The organism is Bradyrhizobium semiaridum, from assembly GCF_020329505.1.
GTDB classification, from domain to species: Bacteria; Pseudomonadota; Alphaproteobacteria; order Rhizobiales; family Xanthobacteraceae; genus Bradyrhizobium; species Bradyrhizobium semiaridum.
In genome coordinates, this window is sequence record NZ_JAGKJJ010000005.1 from 212176 (window position 1) to 229109 (window position 16934).

Annotated in this window: 15 protein-coding genes and 1 pseudogene; 8 read left to right on the forward strand and 8 right to left on the reverse strand. The window is 65.4% G+C overall.

Going from position 1 to position 16934, the window contains the following annotated elements; translation table 11 throughout:
* Positions 1-223: 223 nt before the first annotated feature.
* From J6500_RS08590 to J6500_RS08600, 3 genes and pseudogenes are all read left to right on the forward strand, one after another.
* Complete coding sequence (locus tag J6500_RS08590) at positions 224-1579, forward strand: DUF4153 domain-containing protein (RefSeq protein ID WP_312018207.1); 1356 nt, start codon at positions 224-226, stop codon at positions 1577-1579.
* Between the two features lie 25 nt (positions 1580-1604).
* Positions 1605-2309, forward strand: coding sequence for a response regulator transcription factor (locus J6500_RS08595; RefSeq protein WP_225712249.1), 705 nt, complete (start codon positions 1605-1607; stop codon positions 2307-2309).
* Positions 2306-3897: pseudogene (locus J6500_RS08600) on the forward strand (ATP-binding protein). The gene J6500_RS08595 and the pseudogene J6500_RS08600 overlap by 4 nt, the downstream one beginning before the upstream one ends.
* Positions 3898-3900: 3 nt before the next feature.
* On the opposite strand, the gene J6500_RS08605 reads toward J6500_RS08600, so the two are convergent.
* The 8 genes from J6500_RS08605 to J6500_RS08640 all read right to left on the reverse strand — a co-directional run bounded on the left by J6500_RS08605 (position 3901) and on the right by J6500_RS08640 (position 11964).
* On the reverse strand, positions 3901-5133 hold the full coding sequence (locus J6500_RS08605) for an acetyl-CoA C-acetyltransferase (RefSeq protein ID WP_225712250.1): 1233 nt from the start codon (positions 5131-5133) through the stop codon (positions 3901-3903).
* A 76-nt stretch (positions 5134-5209) separates the two neighbouring features.
* Positions 5210-5983 carry an enoyl-CoA hydratase/isomerase family protein gene (locus J6500_RS08610; RefSeq protein WP_225712251.1) on the reverse strand — a complete coding sequence of 258 codons (774 nt, stop codon included), beginning with the start codon at positions 5981-5983 and terminating at the stop codon, positions 5210-5212.
* Positions 5984-5995: 12 nt separating this feature from the next.
* The gene (locus J6500_RS08615; protein WP_225712252.1) at positions 5996-7195 is read right to left on the reverse strand and encodes a CaiB/BaiF CoA transferase family protein; all 1200 of its coding nucleotides are present in this window, start codon (positions 7193-7195) and stop codon (positions 5996-5998) included.
* A gap of 24 nt (positions 7196-7219) precedes the next feature.
* On the reverse strand, positions 7220-7936 hold the full coding sequence (locus J6500_RS08620) for an ABC transporter ATP-binding protein (protein ID WP_225712253.1): 717 nt from the start codon (positions 7934-7936) through the stop codon (positions 7220-7222).
* A complete protein-coding gene (locus J6500_RS08625) occupies positions 7933-8691 on the reverse strand; it encodes an ABC transporter ATP-binding protein (protein WP_225712254.1) in 759 nt (252 codons plus the stop codon). The genes J6500_RS08620 and J6500_RS08625 overlap by 4 nt, the downstream gene beginning before the upstream one ends.
* A gap of 2 nt (positions 8692-8693) precedes the next feature.
* Positions 8694-9713 carry a branched-chain amino acid ABC transporter permease gene (locus J6500_RS08630; protein WP_225712255.1) on the reverse strand — a complete coding sequence of 340 codons (1020 nt, stop codon included), beginning with the start codon at positions 9711-9713 and terminating at the stop codon, positions 8694-8696.
* A complete protein-coding gene (locus J6500_RS08635) occupies positions 9710-10612 on the reverse strand; it encodes a branched-chain amino acid ABC transporter permease (protein WP_225712256.1) in 903 nt (300 codons plus the stop codon). Before J6500_RS08635 ends, J6500_RS08630 begins: the two co-directional genes overlap by 4 nt.
* Positions 10613-10704: 92 nt before the next feature.
* Positions 10705-11964 (reverse strand): ABC transporter substrate-binding protein, encoded by a 1260-nt coding sequence (locus tag J6500_RS08640; protein WP_225712257.1) that lies wholly within the window; start codon positions 11962-11964, stop codon positions 10705-10707.
* A gap of 171 nt (positions 11965-12135) precedes the next feature.
* On the opposite strand from J6500_RS08640, the gene J6500_RS08645 reads away from it, so the two are divergent.
* The 5 genes from J6500_RS08645 to J6500_RS08665 are packed head-to-tail and all read left to right on the forward strand — an operon-like array spanning position 12136 to position 16821.
* Positions 12136-13632 (forward strand): AMP-binding protein, encoded by a 1497-nt coding sequence (locus tag J6500_RS08645; RefSeq protein ID WP_225712258.1) that lies wholly within the window; start codon positions 12136-12138, stop codon positions 13630-13632.
* The gene (locus J6500_RS08650; RefSeq protein ID WP_225712259.1) at positions 13629-14273 is read left to right on the forward strand and encodes a TetR/AcrR family transcriptional regulator; all 645 of its coding nucleotides are present in this window, start codon (positions 13629-13631) and stop codon (positions 14271-14273) included. Before J6500_RS08645 ends, J6500_RS08650 begins: the two co-directional genes overlap by 4 nt.
* Positions 14270-15043 carry an SDR family NAD(P)-dependent oxidoreductase gene (locus tag J6500_RS08655; RefSeq protein ID WP_225712260.1) on the forward strand — a complete coding sequence of 258 codons (774 nt, stop codon included), beginning with the start codon at positions 14270-14272 and terminating at the stop codon, positions 15041-15043. The genes J6500_RS08650 and J6500_RS08655 overlap by 4 nt, the downstream gene beginning before the upstream one ends.
* 9 nt (positions 15044-15052) lie before the next feature.
* Positions 15053-15763 (forward strand): NAD(P)-binding protein, encoded by a 711-nt coding sequence (locus J6500_RS08660; protein WP_225712261.1) that lies wholly within the window; start codon positions 15053-15055, stop codon positions 15761-15763.
* A complete protein-coding gene (locus J6500_RS08665) occupies positions 15688-16821 on the forward strand; it encodes a flavin-containing monooxygenase (protein WP_225712262.1) in 1134 nt (377 codons plus the stop codon). The genes J6500_RS08660 and J6500_RS08665 overlap by 76 nt, the downstream gene beginning before the upstream one ends.
* Positions 16822-16934: the final 113 nt, after the last annotated feature.

The window sequence follows — 16934 nt, forward strand, 5'->3', positions numbered from 1 at the left end:
GAGCTCCTGCTGACCGCGTTCCCACCTTCTGCACGCGCGCACTTCAAAGCTTGGCCCTGCTGCAACGTCCCTTGCCACAGAGGTCATGATGACAAGCCTTGTACGACCGGAGACCGAAGCCCCATCGATCGGCGACCGCCTTCCACCGGCCAAGGGCGCAGCCGCGCTTGCGCTCGCGGCGCTGGCGGACTGGTTGTTCTTTGGCCAGCAGCTTGGAATCTCCGTGGTGATCTTCGCGATTGCGCTGACCTGCGCAGCGCTGGCGGCCAATTTCGGGCGTCTCGATCGCGGCCGGCTGCTGCTGGCCGGACTGATCGTGGTGGCGGGACTGCTGCCCGCCGTGGAGGAGCTCAATGCCGTCTCGGTGACCTTCGCCATCCTTGCGCTCGGCATCGCGCTCGCGCTGACCACCAATCCTTTTCTCGACGGTCTCGCCGAGGGGGCCGCGTCCCTGCTCGACCTGTTCCTGACCGGTCCCTTCAGATCCTTTCGGGATGTCGTCGGCGCGTTCAATCTGCCGGCAGTCACCAGGGGTTTTGCCCTTTGGTTCGTCCCATTGCTGCTCGGCAGCCTTTTCGCTGCTCTGTTCGTGGCAGCCAATCCGCTGCTGGAGAAGTGGATCAGCCAGCTCAACCCCGGCAATCCCGCCTCCTATCTCAGCCTGAGCCGCACGCTGTTCTGGATGGCGGCGTTGGCGGCGGTCTGGCCCTTCATCCAGGTCAAGTGGCGTCGCGGCTTCCTCACGGCGGCCGACACCATCGAATCTCCCGCGACCGACAAGATTGCCCCCATCAACGCCAGGGATCTCCTCGGCGCCGGCACCATTCTCCGCTCGCTGATCCTGTTCAACCTCCTGTTTGCGATCCAGACCATCCTCGATGCGATCTATCTGTGGGGCCATGTCGCACTGCCGGCCGACATCACCTATGCAGTCTATGCCCATCGCGGCGCCTATCCGCTGATCGTCACGGCGCTGCTGGCTGCCGCTTTCGTTCTGGTCGCGATGCGACCGGGCGGTCCCGCCGAACAATCACGCGTGATCCGCCCTCTGGTTTACCTCTGGGTCGGGCAAAACGTGCTGCTGGTGATCTCCTCAATGCTCCGGCTCGATCTCTATGTCCAAACCTACCTTCTCACCTACTGGCGGGTCGCGGCTTTCGTCTGGATGCTGCTCGTCGCAGTCGGGCTGGTCCTGATCCTGGCGCGCATCGCGTTGCATCGGCCGAACCAATGGCTGATCCACGCCAACCTGCTGACATTGACGATCGTGCTGTACGTCTGCTCGCTGATCAACTTCGCCGCCATCATCGCCGACTACAATGTGAGCCATAGCCGCGAAGCCTCGGGCAGCGGTGTCAACCTGGACATGGATTACCTGCTCCGGCTCGGCCCCCAGGCCCTGCCGGCCATCGACCGGGCGATCCGGCTCCGCTACATCAATCCCGTCCTTGTCTCCCGGCGCGATTGCCTTGTAGAACAGCAGCGCCAGCAGATGGCGTCATGGCGCAGCTGGGGCTTTCGCAGCTGGCGCCTTCAGCGCGCCCTGGACGAACGCGAAGCGCCCGCCGCCGCAAACTAACAGGGCGCCGGATTCGGAGAGCCGATTGACCCACCGCATCCTCATTGTCGACGACGACCTGCATATCCGCGAGGTCATCCGCGTCGCGCTCAAGAAGGCCGGCATGAGCGTGACCGAAGCGCGCGACGGCAAGGAAGCGCTGACGAGGTTCGCCGCCGATCGGCCGGACCTGATCGTGCTCGATATCGGCATGCCGGAGTTCGACGGCCTCGATGTTTGCCGTGAAATCCGCAAATCGTCGGACGTGCCGATCCTGTTCCTCTCGGCCCGCGACGACGAGATCGACCGCGTGCTCGGGCTCGAGATCGGCGGCGACGACTATGTGACAAAACCGTTCAGCCCGCGCGAACTTGTCGCGCGGGTCAATGTCATCCTGCGGCGCCTGATGCCGCGCGCGACGGGTGCGAAGCCCGAGGCGGGCGTGCTTTCGCGGGGACATCTGTCGGTCGATCCCGAACAGCACGTCGCGACGTTCGCGGGCGCGCCGCTTCGCCTGACCGCGATCGAGTTCGGCATCCTGCGCGCTTTCCTGACACGGCCGACCGCGGTGTTCAACCGCGAGCAGATCATGAGCGCGGCCTACCAGCTCAACATCCAGGTCTCCGACCGCACCATCGACAGTCATATCCGCAACATCAGAGCCAAGCTCGCCGCCGCGAACTGCGACAATGTCATCGAGACCGTCCATGGCGTCGGCTTCAAGCTCGGCCGGTGCGAGCCGCAGGCATGACGTCGTTCCGCGCCCGCCAGAAGTGGCGCCCGTCGCTCAGCTTCGTCATCTTCACCGTGCTCGCGCTGGTCGCGGTGCTGCCGCTGATGGGACTGTTCTTCTTTCGCCTCTACGACAACCAGCTCATCCACCAGACCAGGCCGAACTGATTGCGCAGAGCCGGGTGCTCGCGGCGATTTATGCCCAGGAGGTGCAGGCGCGGCTCGGCAGAGGCATCCCGCTCGGCGCCGTGGTGTCGCCGGAGGCGCTTCCCGATTCCGGCGATCGGATGACGCCGATCCGGCCCGCGCTCGATCTCGCCGGCAACGATTTGCTGCGGCGCAGGCCTGATGCACTACCCGCGGCGAAGCCTGCGGACGCTGCCTATGTCGAGATCGGCGCGCGGCTGACGCCCATCATCCGCGAGACGCAGAAAGTGACGCTTGCGGGCTTCCGCATTCTCGATCCGCAGGGCGTGGTGATCGCCGGACGCCAGGAGGTCGGGCAGTCGCTGGCCCATATCGAAGAGGTAGCGACCGCACTGCGCGGCCAATACAGCGCCGCGCTGCGCATCCGCATGCCCGACAAACCGCCGCCGCCGATCTACTCGATCAGCCGCGGCGTTGGCGTTCACGTCTTCTCCGCGATGCCCGTCCTCGTCAACGACCATGTCGCCGGGGTGATCTATACCTCGCGGACGCCGAGCAACATCTTCGACCATCTCTATCAGGAACGCGGCAAATTCCTGCTCGCGGGGCTGGCCGTGCTGCTGGCGACGATCGCGATCGGGCTGGTGTTTTCGCGCACGGTCACCCGACCGATGCGCGAGCTGGTCGATCGCGCGGTGCGGATCGGTCGCGGCGACCGCAACGCGTTTCAGCCGCTTGAGCATTACGGCACGCGAGAGCTCGCCCAGCTCTCCGACAGCTTTCTCGACATGGCCCACCAGCTGTCGCGGCGCTCCGACTACATTGCTACCTTCTCGGCACACCTGACGCACGAACTGAAATCACCCCTGACCTCGATCAGGGGTGCGGCTGAGCTGCTGCAGGATTCACTGCAGAGCAAAACGGATGCGCTGACGCGGGAGGAGCAGAAGACCTTCATCGCGAACATCCTCGGCGACGTCGAACGGCTGGACGCGATGAGCCATCGCCTGCGTGAACTGGCCCGCGCGGAAAGCGCGCCGCAGAACGAGCAGACCCAGCTCGCTTCCGTCGTCGATGCGCTGAAGAGCCGCTTTCCGAGACAGACGATCACCGCCGCCGGCAGCCTCGATCGCTCGATCGGCATGTCCGGCGAGAAGGCGCTGATCGTGCTGGCGCACCTCGCCGACAACGCCTTCCGTCATAACGCGACTTCAGTGCAGATCGACGTCGCCAGCGAAGCATCGACCGTCAGAATGACGGTGAGCAACGACGGCGACCCGATCTCTGACGCCAATCGCGAGAAGATCTTCGACGCCTTCTTCACCACACGCCGCGACAGTGGCGGCACCGGCATGGGGCTCGCGATCGCACAGGCCGTCATGGTGACCCATGGTGGCTCGATCAGTCTCCTGCCGACCAGCCGAGGCGTCGCCTTCGAGCTGCAGTTTCCGGCCGTCTGACTTTCAGACCCGCTCGATGATGATCGCCGGCGCCATGCCGCCGGCGGCGCACATCGTCACCAGGCCGCGCTTGAGGTCGCGCCGCTCCAGTTCGTCCAGCACCGTTCCGATCAGGATCGAACCGGTGGCACCGATCGGATGGCCGAGCGCGATCGAACCGCCGTTGACGTTGACCTTGTCGCGATCGAGCTTGAGGTCACGGATGTATTTCTCGGCCACCACGGCGAACGCCTCGTTGATCTCGAACAGGTCGATGTCGTCGAGCGTGAGCCCGGCCTTGGCCAGCACCTTGCGCGTCGCCGGCACCGGCGCGTTGAGCATCAGGGTCGGCGAGTCCCCCATATTGGCGGTCGCGACCACGCGGGCGCGCGGCTTCAGCCCGTGCTTGCGGGCATAGTCCGGGGACGCCAGCAAGATTGCTGCCGAGCCGTCGACCACGCCCGACGAATTTCCCGCGTGGTGGACAAAGTTGATGTCGAGATCCGGATATTTCTCCAGAATCAGTTTCCGGTAGGTCGTGCCCTTGTCGTCGAGCGCGTAGTCGGCGATGGCGGGGAATGCCGGCTTCAGCGCGGCAAGGCCTTCCAGCGTCGTCTGCGGCCGCGGATATTCTTCGCGGTCGAGCGCCAGCGTGCCGTCCTCGCGGTGGACCGCAACCAGGCTCTTATCGAAATGCCCGCCCTTGATGGCTGCCGCCGCCCGCTTCTGGCTCTCGAGGCCGAGCGCGTCCACGTCCTCGCGGGTAATCCCTTCCATCGTCGCGATGGCATCGGCACAGACGCCCTGATGCGATTGCGGGTGGCGGGCGCGCAGGCGGAGATTGCCATTGTCCATCATGAAGGGACCCTCGCCGCGGCGGCCTTCCATCGACATCATCTCCGTGCCGCCGGCGATCATCAGGTCCTCGGCGCCCGCCATGATGGCATTGGCGGCCATGTTGACGCTGGTAATGCCGGAACCGCAGAAGCGATCGAGCGTCACGCCCGAGGCGCGCACGTCATAGCCGGCATCAAGCGCCGACATCCGGCCGAGGTCGCCGCTCTGCGGCCCGCGCTGCGAGCTGGTGCCCCAGATGATGTCGTCGACATCGGCGGTGTTGATCCCGGTCCGGTCGGCCAGCGCCCGCAGCACCGTGGCGCCAAGCTGCTGCGGATGAATGCCCGACAGCGCGCCCTTGCCGGCCTTGCCGATGCCCCGCGGGGTCCTGCATGCATCGATGATCAGCGCGTCAGCCATGATAGTTTCCTCTCGACAGTGTTGGTTTGAGGCATTTGCCGCTGATCCCGGATCATTGTCAATTCGCGGCGGGCGATTAGCGTCCCTTGTAGTTGGGCGCCCGTTTCTCGACGAACGCATTCAGCCCTTCCTGGCAGTCCTCGGTCGAGGCGACCACCACGAAGCTTTCCGCCGCATTCTCGACCGAGCGGCGGAAATCGGCGTCGACGGCGCGCATGAAGGCGTCGCGGCCGATCTTCATCACGACCGGCGACTTCGCTGCCAGCTTTCGCGCGATCTCCCGGGCGCGATCGAGCGCGGTGCCCTTCGGCACGACTTCGCTGAGCAATCCCATACGATACGCCGTGGCCGCGTCGAACGGCTCGCCGAGGAACAGCGGGCCGAACGCCTGATGCTTTCCGACCAGCCGCGGCAATTGCACGAAATGGATCGCCGGGATCAGGCCGACATCGATCTCGGGATAACCGAACGTCGAGCCGTCGCCCGCAATGATCATGTCGCAAGAGATCGCGATCGTCATGCCGCCGGCGCGCACCGCGCCGTCGATCGCGGCAATGGTCGGCTTGCCCATCCGGTACTGCACATCGTTCAGCGCGAAGTACAGGCGCTCGAGGAACCCTTTGACCTCGATCGCGGGCTTGCCCCTCACGATATCGAGGTCGAGGCCGGCGCAGAACACCTTGTGGGCACTGTGGATGATGACGGCGCGCACGGTCTCGTCGTCGCGCGCTCTTGCCAAGGCTGCGAGAAGTGCATCGATCAAGGCGATGCTCAGCGCATTGACGGGCGCGCGATCCAGCACGATTTCCGCGATCTTATCGGCTACCGAGTAATGAACGAGGTCCGTCATGATGTTCTCCCGCTATTTCCTGCCTTGCCGCACGGCACCGGACTGCAAGAGGTTATCGATCTCGGCAGCGCCAAATCCGGCCTCCACAAGCACGGCACGGCTATCCTGCCCGACATCCGGCGCCGGGCAGAGGCGATCCTCGGACAGGCTCGCGATCCCGGGTGTCCGCGGCGAATAGACCGCGCCGACGCCGGGCGTATCCTGCCGCACCGACGCCCTGGTCGCCTCGACATGCGCGTTGCGCAGCCATTCGCCGGGCGTGAGGATCCGCTCCGCGATGATATCGGCGGCGTGCAGCCGGGACAGCCAGGCCTCGGTCGGCTGGGTCAGGAACACCTCGCGCAACTGCGGGATCAGTGCATCGGCTGAATCGGCACGCCGGGCGAAGTCGGCGAAGCGCGGATCGCTGGCGAGGTCCTCGCGACCGATCGCCCCGCACAGCCGCTTGTATTGCGGCTCGTTGACCAGCGTCACCATCATCCAGCCGTCCTGCGTCTGGTAGGTGCCGGCCGGCACGTTGAGCGCACGCGGCGCGCCGCCTTCGAGGATGAATTCCGCCACCTTGTGACCGAGCAGCGCGGAGGTCGACTGGCATAGGTTGACGTCGATCCAGCGCCCGGTGCCGACCGTCGCGCGCGCGAACAGCGTCGTCGCAATGGCCTGGAACGCGTAGACGCCGGTGACGACGTCGGAGATCGTGGTGCCGACCCGGTGCGGCACGCCGTCGGTGCCGACATTGACGGACACCAGTCCGGAGAACGCCTGCGCGACGGAATCCGATCCGGGCCGTTTCGCGTACGGCCCGCTCTGCCCAAACCCGCTGACCGAGAGATAGACGAGGCCGGGATTATCGCGCGACAGGCTGTCGTAGCCGAGCCCGAGCCGCTCGGCGACGCCGGGCCGGAATCCTTCGATCAGCACATCGGCTTCCTTCGCCAGCCGCTGCGCAATCGCGATCCCATCCCTGTGCTTCATGTCGAGACATAGGCTGCGCTTGCCGCGATTATAGACCGCCGACAGCGTGGTGTGATTGCCGTATGTCGTCCCCAGATAGCGCGACCAGTCGCCTTCCGGCGGCTCGACCTTGATGACGTCGGCGCCGTAAACCCCGAGCAGCATCGCGCAATAGGGCGAGGCGATCCCCTGCCCGAAATCCAGCACCTTCAGTCCTCGATACGGCGCCTCATGGGTCGGCGTCAGCTTGCCCGCCATGTGTCCTCCCGTCGAAGACCGCGCTCAGAGCGCCAGATAGCGCTGCCGGATGTTGTCGTTGGCCTTCAAATCTTCGATGGAGGATGTGTAGACGATCTGGCCCTTGTCGATAACCGTCGCATGGCTCGCAAGGCCAAGGCAAAAATGCATGTTCTGCTCGGCGATCAAGACCGTGGCACCGGTGCCGCGGAGCTGTCGCAGCAGTTCGCCGATCCGCTGCACGATGATCGGCGCCAGCCCCTCGCTGGGCTCGTCCAGCAGCAGCAGCGCGGGGTTGCCCATCAGAGTGCGGGCGATCGCCAGCATCTGCTGCTCGCCGCCGGACAGCCGGCCGGCAATCCGCTGCCGCAGCGGCTCCAGCAACGGGAACACGTCATAAACGCGGCGGATCGACCACTCGTCCTCGCCATCAGGCCCCTTCTTCTGGCCGATGACGAGGTTGTCCTCGACGGTGTGCTCGGGAAAGATCTGCCGGTCCTCCGGCACGAAGCCGAGCCCGGCCCGCGCGATGTGATGCGGCTGCATCCCCGACACGACACGGCCACGCAAGGTCACCTTGCCGCGGCGCGCCGGCGCCAGCCCCATGATCGCCTTCATGGTCGTCGACTTTCCGGCGCCGTTGCGGCCGAGCAGCGCCATCGTCTCGCCCTGCCGAACCGACAGGCCGACGCCGAACAGGATCTGGCTGGTGCCATAGTAGACGTCGAGGTCCTCGACCTGCACCACCGGCTGCGTGCTCATGCCACCGCTCCCGCGTGATGTTCGCTGCCGAGATAGGCCTCGATCACGGCCTCGTTCCTGCGGATCGCATCGGGCGTGCCGGTCGCCAAAATCCGGCCGTAGCACAGCACGACGATCTCCGGCGCGATCTTGAACACGATGTCCATGTCGTGCTCGATGAACACCACCGTGATCTTCTGCCTCTCCCAGAGTTCGCGCACCTTGTCGATCATGCGCCAGCGCTCCTCGGTGCCCATGCCCGCGGTCGGCTCGTCCAGCAGCAAGACTTTCGGATCGAGCACCAGCGCAAGCGCGATATCGAGCAGCTTCTGGTCGCCGTGCGATAGCGTCGCCGCGGTCCTGTTGCGCTTGTTGGCAAGGCCCAGCAGCTCCATCGCATGCTCGGCGCGATCGCGCGTCTCGGCCAGCGGGAAGCGGCGATGCATCACGCCGGCGCGGCGCTGATCGGCGCAGACCGTGGCGAGCATCGTCTCCTCCACCGTCAGCGACGGAAAGATGCTGGCGACCTGGAAGGCCCGGCCGATGCCATGGCGCACAATCTCCGGCGGCATCTTGCCTGCCATGTCGACGCCGTTGAGCAGGATCTGGCCGGCATCCGGCTTCAGCGCTCCGGTGATCAGATTGAAGAACGTGCTCTTGCCGGCGCCGTTCGGGCCGATCACCGCCGTGAGCGAGCCGTCGACAAAGTCGAGCGAGACGTTGTCTGTCGCCTTGACGCCGCCAAAGGATTTTGAAAGTCCGCGGATCTCCAGCATGGCTAGCCGCCTGCCTTTTCGCGCCGTTGTGCGATCCACTCGACCACGAAATCCATAAGGCCCTTGCGCAGGCCAATGGCGAAGAACAGGATGACGATGCCGAGCACGATACCGTGATACTCGGTCAGGCGGGTCACGGTGTCGTTGAGGATCAAGAGCAGCACCGTCCCGACCATCGGCCCGAGGAACGTAGTGACGCCGCCGAGCATGTTGATGAAAATGCCCTCGCCCGAGATCGTCCAGTAGGCGAATTCCGGATAGGCGCCGGAGACGAACAGCGCCATGATCATGCCGCCGGCCGAGGCGAACAACGCGGCCAGAACGAAGATGGTCAGCTTCGCCCGCCAGACGTCGATGCCGATGAAGCTCGCCCGGGTGGCGTTGTCGCGGATCATCCGCAGCGTGTAGCCGAACGGCGACTGTGCGATCTGACGCATCAGGAGCAGCCCGATCACCAGCAGCGCGCAGCTCATGATGTAGAGATGCAAATGGTTGGACAGGTCGATCCCGAGGAATGGCGGCCGCGGAATGCCGCCGCGCAGCCCCTGGTCGCCGCCGGTCAGCGACTGCCACGACAGGATGGTCGAGTGGATCAGCATCTGGAACGCCAGCGTGACGAAGGCGAAGTAGATTTCTTTCAGCCGCACGCAGATCGCGCCGATCACGCCGGCCACCACCATGGTGATCACCAGCGTGGCGACGAAGGCGACCGGGATCGGCACGCCGGTCTTCTGCATCATCAGGCCGAAGCCATAGGCGCCGAGGCCGAAGAACATGCCGTGGCCGAACGAGATCAACCCGGTATAGCCGACCAGGAGGTTGAGCGAGGTGGCAAACAACCCATAAGCCGAGCAACGGATCACGAAGTCGAGCAGCGACTTGCTGCCGAAGATCATCGGCAGCAGCGCGAGCGCGGCGAAGGCTGCGAGGGCGATCAGGACATCGCGATAGCGCTGCGGCCTGGCATCGATGCGGGGTACTTCGAGGGGTCGTGCCTCCTGCCCCGCCTGCAATTCGGTCATGCGACCTCCTTGCCGAACAGGCCGGTCGGGCGCGACACCAGTACGATCACCATGAAGAGGTACATCAATCCTTCGGTGAACAGCGGGAAGCCGAGCGAGCCAAAGGAGCGGATCAGGCCGATCAGCAGCGCGCCGATCAGCGCGCCGAGGATCGATCCCATGCCGCCGATCACGGTGACGATGAAGGACTCGATCAGCACCGAGAAGCCCATGCCCGGGGTCAGCGACCGCACCGGCGCGGCCAGCGCACCCGCCAGTCCGGCCAGCATGCCGCCGAGCGCGAACACGCCGCCATAGATCAGCCCGGTATTGATGCCGAGCGCCGAGACCATCCCCGGATTATGCGCGGCGGCCCGGATCACTTTGCCGATCCTGGAGCGCGCCAGCCCCAGCCCGAGGATCACTGCGGCGACGAGCGCGACGCCGATCAGCAGCAGATAATACGGCGGCACCACGCCGCCGGCGATGAACAACGGCGGCACCTGGAACGCCGACGGCATGCCCATCGACTTGAATTCCGGCCCCCAGATCATGCGGACCACATCGTCGAAGATCAGCACAAAGGCGTAGCAGACCAGCAGCTGCATCAGCACGTCGGCGCCGTAGACCCGGCTCATGAAGGCTCGCTCGAAGATCAGGCCGAGCAGCGCGGTGCCGGCTGCCCCGCACAGCATCGCCAGCGCGAAGCTGCCGGTGAGCTGGTAGGCCGTCATCGCGAAATAGGCGCCGAACATATAGAAGGCGCCGTGGCTGAAATTGACGACCTTGAGCACGCCGAAGATCAAAGTCAGCCCCACGGCGACCAGGAAGAGCAGCATGCCGATGATCAGGCCGCTGGTGGTTTGCGTCACCAGGCAGGCAGGACTGGCGAGACAGCCGGCGAGCGCGTCGAGGTCCACGGGAAGTCATCCATTCCGGCGCACGATATTGCGCCCAACAAAAAGCTGGCGGCGTGAGGCAGCCGATCGCCGCCTCGCGCCGCGTGTGCAGATCAGGTGTAGCCCTTGCTCTTCTTCCACTCGGCTTCGAGCTCGAAGATGGTCGTCCAGTCGCCGGCCTTCACGTCGGGCACGTAGGGCTCCTGCGGGATCGTGGTGCCCCAGCCGATCGCGTAACCCACCAGCGTGCGGTCCTCGGCGCGCATCGTCACGGTGCCGTCGGCGCCGAACGGGCACTTGATGGTGAGCCCGGTGAGCGCTTCCGCAACCTTTTTGCCGTCGGTCGAGCCAGCCTTCTTGACGGCGGCGTCGAGGAACATCACCGCGGTGGCGTTCTGCCACGACCAGTTGGTCGGGTACTCGTTGTACTTCGCCTTGTAGGCATCGCCCCAGGCCGCATTCTCCGGCGTCGGAGGGAAGGTCTTGATGTAGCGATCGCCGGAGTGGATGCCCTTCGGCAGGTTCTTCACCACGGTGAGCGCGGTGTAGTCGGCCATGTTGACCGCGAACACCTCCATCTGGCTGAACATCGCGTAGATGTTGGCCTGGTCGATGTAGGAGGTGAGGTCGCCGCCCCACAGGCAGGAATACAGCGCCTGCGGTTTTGCCTGCAGGATCTTGGTGACCACCTCGGTGTAGTCGGGCTGGAACAGCTTTGGCCAGGACTCGCTGATGATCTCGACATCGGGCGCGAACTTCTTCAGGTACAGCACGAACTCGCCGGTGGTGTCGCGGCCATAGGCATAGTCGGGCGAGCAGGTCGCCCACTTCTTCAGGCCCTTGGCCTTCGCGATTCCCGCCGCATAGCTGGCACCGACGATCGAGTCGTGAATGCCCTGCCGCACGCAGCGGAATGCGTTCGGAATGTGTTGCTTGGGATCGGCGGTCAGCGACGAGGCTTCCGAACAGGTGTGGATGCAGAGCACGCCGAGATCGCGCGCCACCTCATGGACCGCGAACGATCCCGACGAGGCCTCGCCGTCGAACAGCATCTCGCAGCCGTCGGTGTTGACGAGCTCGCGCGCGACGCGCGCGGCCTCCTGCGGCTGGCCCTTGGAGTCGCGGATCACCATCTCGATCTGCCGGCCGGCCAGGCCGCCGGCGGCATTGACCTTCTCGACCTCGAGCAACACCGCGTTGCGCGAGGATGTGCCGAGCTGCGCGACGCGGCCCGACAGGATGGTCGGCATGCCGATCTTGATCATCTTGGCCTGCGCGCGCGCCACCCACGGCGCGGCAACACTCACGGCGCCGGCGCCCATCAGCGCCAGAGTCGCGCGCCGGCTGATGCCCGGCTTGCGGGTCTTCTTCATGTTTCCCCTCCCTGACGGGTTGGCGTTGCCAAGTCCCTCTCGGAGATCGTGTCGTCTCCGTGCCCACAATGTTTTCAGAGCAAGGGGGGTGACGTCAAGCCAAAGATGAATTACGAGTCATAATTCATCCAGGGAGAAGACGGCGCCGGAAACCGGCCCGACGGGCGGCGAATGATCAATCTTTCCAGCTTCATCGCGTTTCATGCCAGGCGGACGCCGGACCGCTGTGCGCTGAAATATCGCGGCGAAGACATCTCCTACGCGGATTTCGACCTGCGGATCCGGCAGGCCGGCGGCTGGCTCGCCGGACAGGGCATCGGTGCCGGCGATGTCGTCGCCGTCCTGATGAAGAACAGCACCGCCTTTCTCGAGCTGGTGTTCGCGACCAGCCACATCGGCGCGGTATTCCTGCCGATCAACTACCGCCTGTCGGCCGATGAGGTCGGCTACATCGTCGAAAATTCCGGCGCGCGCCTGCTGATCGCCGACGAGGAATTTGCGGCGATCGCGGCCGGCGCCGCGCCGATTGTGCTGCTGGACGAGGTTGCCCAATCGGGCGTCACCAATCTCGCGCCCGATATCGCGCGCGCCCCGATGCATGTGCGCCGGCCGCGCGACCTGATGCGGCTGATGTACACGTCCGGCACCACCGATCGCCCCAAGGGCGTGATGCTGAGCTACGAGAACATCTACTGGAAGTCGGCCGACCAGACGCTGGCGCTCGGCCTGAATGCCGACACGCGGCTGCTCGTGGTCGGCCCGCTCTATCACGTCGGCGCGCTCGACCTGCCCGGCATCGCCGTGCTCTGGCACGGCGGCATGCTGTGCATTCATCGCAGCTTCGAAGCTGAGCCGGCGCTGGCCGCGATCGAGCGCGAGAAGCTGAACGCCGCGTGGTTCGCCCCTGTCATGACCACGGCGCTTCTCACCTGCCCGAACCGCGGCCGCTGCGATGTCTCCAGCCTGCAATGGGCGATCGGCGGCGGCGAGAAGACGCCGGAGGTCCGCATCCGCGCCTTCTCGGAGTATTTTCGCAACGCCCGCTACATCGATGCCTATGGCCTGACCGAAAGCTGCGGCGGCGACACGTTCATGGAGGCTGGCCGTGAGATCGAGAAGATCGGCTCGACGGGCTGCGCCATCGCCCATATCGAGATCGAGATCCGCGACGATGCCGGCAAGCGCCTGCCCGCCGGCCAGAACGGCGAGATTTGCCTGCGTGGCCCGAAGGTGACGCAGGGCTACTGGAAGGATCCGGAGAAGACGGCCTCGGCCTTCTTCGGTGACTGGTTCCGCACCGGTGACATCGGCTATCTCGACGCCGACGGCTTCCTGTACCTCACCGACCGCAAGAAGGACATGATCGTCTCGGGCGGCGAGAACATCGCATCCTCCGAGGTCGAGCGCGTCATCTACGAGATGCCCGAGGTGCGCGAGGTCGCCGTGATCGGCCTGCCCGACGCGCGCTGGGGCGAGAAGCCGGTCGCCGTGGTGGTGCTGACCGATCACGCCAGGCTCGACCTGTCCGATCTCGCCGATCATTGCCGCACCCGCCTCGCCGGCTTCAAGGTGCCGAAGCAGCTCATCATCCGCGACAGCCTGCCGCGCAATCCATCCGGCAAAGTGCTCAAGCGCGTGCTCCGCGCCGAACTCGAGGCCAATGCATGAGGCAAGCCACATCCGCCAAGGTGACGAAGCTCAACCGTGTCGAGCGCAACGCCTGGACCAAGCAGAAGATCTTCGACGCCGCGACCAAGATTGTCGGCAAATACGGCTACGCCGAAGCCTCGGTCGCCCGCATCACCGAGGCGGCCGGTGTCGCGCAGGGCACCTTCTACAATCATTTCGAGAACCGCCAGGAACTGCTCGACCAGCTGCTGCCGAAGATCGGCCTCGACATGGTCCGCTTCATCCGCGCCCGCACCGGCACTGCGGACGCCGCGCGCCAGGAGATCGAACGCTTCGGCGCCTTCTTCGATTTCATCCGCGAGGTGCCGGAGTTCCTGCGCATCCTCAACGAGGCCGAGTTCTTTGCGCCGATCGGCTATCAAAAGCATTTTGACAACATCTCGAGCGCCTATGTGCGGATCCTGCAACGCGCGCGATCCGCAGGAGCCACCTACACCTTCAGCGACGAGGAGTTCGAGGCCATCGTGCAGGTGCTGATGGGCGCGCGCGGCTACCTTAGCCGCCGCTATTCCTATTCCGAGCACGGCGTCACCGCCGTGCCCGACTATGTCATCTCGGCCTACCGGAAGCTGGTCACGCACGGCCTGTTCTCCGGCAGCGGCAAGGAGCGAACGTCATGAGCGCCGACGGCACCATCCTCGTCACCGGCGGCAGCCGCGGCATTGGCGCGGCGACCGCGACCCTGCTCGCCGATCAAGGGCATCGAGTCGTCATCGTCGACATCGCGCCCGAACCGCTGGCCGGAACCAGCGCGATCCTCTGGCCGGCACCGTTCGATGTCGCGAGCGAAAGCGCCGTCGTGACCGGCGTCGCCGAGATCGAGCAGGCGCATGGTCCGATCACCGGCCTCGTCAACGCCGCCGGCGTGTTCGGCAAGATGCACCGGATCGAGCGGGTGCGGATGGAGCAATGGGACCGCGAGGTCAATATCGACCTGCGCGGCACCTTCCTGGTCGCGCGCAGCGTCGGCGTCGCGATGGCGCAGCGGCGGCACGGCGCGATCGTCAACGTCGCCTCGGTGGCCGGCATGACGTCGGGACCGATCCACGCCTACACCGCAGCGAAGGCCGGCGTCATCCAGATCACCCAGACGCTGGCTGCCGAATGGGGCCGCGCCGGCGTCCGCGTCAACGCGGTGTCGCCCGGCTTCACCCGCACCGCGATGCTCGAGGCCGGCATCGCCTCGGGCGCGCTGAACAAGGACCTGCTCGCGCGTCCCACCGCCATGAACCGGCTGGTCGAGCCGATCGAGGTGGCGCAGGCGATCGCCTGGCTGCTGTCGCCGGCGAGCAGCGGCGTCACCGGCATCAATCTGCCGGTCGATGCCGGTTACATCGCCGGCACCACCTGGGCCGCCTATGGCGGCCTGCCGGACGCACCGATCAGCTGAGGACGACGCATGAATATCGAGCTCTCGCGCAAGCCCGTCGATCTGTCCTCCGCGATCGCGGAAGGCGACATCCGCGTGCTGCTGATGGTGCTTGTGCACATGACCGGTGACGAGAAGTGGCTGGAGCCGCCCTACAAGCCGAAGCGCGACGTCCGCCTGATCCCTGATCCGGATGCCGGCGTGCCGAAGCAGATCCAGGACGAGATCCGCGCCGCGGTGCTGAACTTGTTCGCGAACGGCACGCCGAAGCCGGTCATCACCGATCCCGGCGATGAGCTGATGCTGCGGATGATGCGCGCGACGCTCGGCGAGAACGTCGCGCCGGAATATGCACCGCTGATGCGGGAGGAGATGGGCTTCATTCCCCGCGATGCGCGCTGGCGCAAGCGCCCCGCTGACGCTGTGCTGGCACAGCAACACGTCCTGATCGTCGGCGCCGGCGTTTGCGCGATCGCGCTCGGCGTCGCGCTGGGGCGGCTCGGCATTCCCTACACCATCGTCGAGATGAACGACGAGATCGGCGGCACCTGGTACACGTGCGTCTCAACACCGAGCTCGTCGCATCGCGCTGGGATGAGGCCAGGCGGCGCTGGATCTCGACGCTCAGGACCGCCAATGGCGAGGAGACCTTCGAATCGACCGCTTTGGTCAGCGCGATCGGCCAGCTCAACGACCCCTCGCCGGCGCGCTTCGCGGGTGACGAGGATTTCAAAGGCCTGAAGGTCCATTCGGCGCTGTGGTCCGACGACATCAAGCTCGACGGCAAGCACGTCGCCGTCATCGGCACCGGCGCGACCGCGATGCAGCTGGTGCCCTCGATCGCGGGTCGCGTCGCCTCGGTGACCGTCTATCAGCGCACCGCGCAATGGGCGCGGCCCGTGAAAGGCTATTCCGATCCGATCACCGAAGGCGCGCAGTGGCTGCTCGCGCATGTGCCGTTTTATGTGCAGTGGTACCGCTTCAACATGTTTTGGCGCTATGGCGACGGCCTGCTGCCGTTCCTGCGCAAGGATCCGGCCTGGCCGCATCCGGAGCGCGCCGTCAACAAGGGCAACGACCGGCATCGTCAGGAGCTGACCGACTTCATTCTCTCCGAATTGAAGGACCGTCCCGATCTGATCGCAAAATGCGTGCCGACTTATCCGCCCTACGGCAAGCGCATCCTGCTCGACAACAACTGGTTCAAGACGCTGACCAGGCCGAATGTCGAGCTGGTCACCGACCGCATCGACCATTTCGCGCCTGATGGTATCGTCGCCGCCGACGGCAAGCTGCGTCAGCACGACGTCATCGTGATCTCGACCGGATTCAAGGTCACCGAGATGGCGGCGCGGCTCAACATCACCGGGCGTGACGGCAGGAATCTCAAAGAGGTCTGGCGCGACGACAATCCGACGGCGTATCTCGGCCTCACGGTGCCGGACTTCCCTAACCTGTTCGTGATGCTCGGGCCCAACTCTGGGCCCGCGCATGGCGGCAGTGTGATCTTCCAGTCGGAGTGCCAGAGCCGCTACATCTCGGCCTGCCTGGTCGAGATGATCGAGAACGGCATCGCCGCGATCGACGTGCATCCCGCTGCGCATGATCGATACATCAACCAGGTCGACGCCGAGCATGAGCAACTGATCTGGACGCATCCGGGGATGACGACCTACTACCGCAACAAGCGCGGCCGGGTGTTCTCGGCGATGCCGTGGCGCTTCGTCGACTACTGGCGCATGACCCACGATCCGGATTTGAGCCACTACCGGCAGACCAGGGACGGACAGCAAGCCTGACCTGAATTGCTCTCTCCTTAACTTGACAGGCCGCGATATCTGCCGCAGCATTTCGGTGACTGCACCTGTAGGGGTGATGGAGCGCAGCTCCTCGCGTCGCAGGAATTGGCGGC

Excerpts from the sequence above, each read along its gene's own strand:
- J6500_RS08605 (WP_225712250.1), bottom strand. The coding sequence starts at position 5,133 with ATGGCTGACGCGCTGATCATCGATGCATGCAGGACCCCGCGGGGCATC.
- J6500_RS08610 (WP_225712251.1), bottom strand. The coding sequence starts at position 5,983 with ATGACGGACCTCGTTCATTACTCGGTAGCCGATAAGATCGCGGAAATC.
- J6500_RS08615 (WP_225712252.1), bottom strand. The coding sequence starts at position 7,195 with ATGGCGGGCAAGCTGACGCCGACCCATGAGGCGCCGTATCGAGGACTG.
- J6500_RS08620 (WP_225712253.1), bottom strand. The coding sequence starts at position 7,936 with ATGAGCACGCAGCCGGTGGTGCAGGTCGAGGACCTCGACGTCTACTAT.
- J6500_RS08625 (WP_225712254.1), bottom strand. The coding sequence starts at position 8,691 with ATGCTGGAGATCCGCGGACTTTCAAAATCCTTTGGCGGCGTCAAGGCG.
- J6500_RS08630 (WP_225712255.1), bottom strand. The coding sequence starts at position 9,713 with ATGACCGAATTGCAGGCGGGGCAGGAGGCACGACCCCTCGAAGTACCC.
- J6500_RS08640 (WP_225712257.1), bottom strand. The coding sequence starts at position 11,964 with ATGAAGAAGACCCGCAAGCCGGGCATCAGCCGGCGCGCGACTCTGGCG.
- J6500_RS08645 (WP_225712258.1), top strand. The coding sequence starts at position 12,136 with ATGATCAATCTTTCCAGCTTCATCGCGTTTCATGCCAGGCGGACGCCG.
- J6500_RS08650 (WP_225712259.1), top strand. The coding sequence starts at position 13,629 with ATGAGGCAAGCCACATCCGCCAAGGTGACGAAGCTCAACCGTGTCGAG.
- J6500_RS08655 (WP_225712260.1), top strand. The coding sequence starts at position 14,270 with ATGAGCGCCGACGGCACCATCCTCGTCACCGGCGGCAGCCGCGGCATT.
- J6500_RS08660 (WP_225712261.1), top strand. The coding sequence starts at position 15,053 with ATGAATATCGAGCTCTCGCGCAAGCCCGTCGATCTGTCCTCCGCGATC.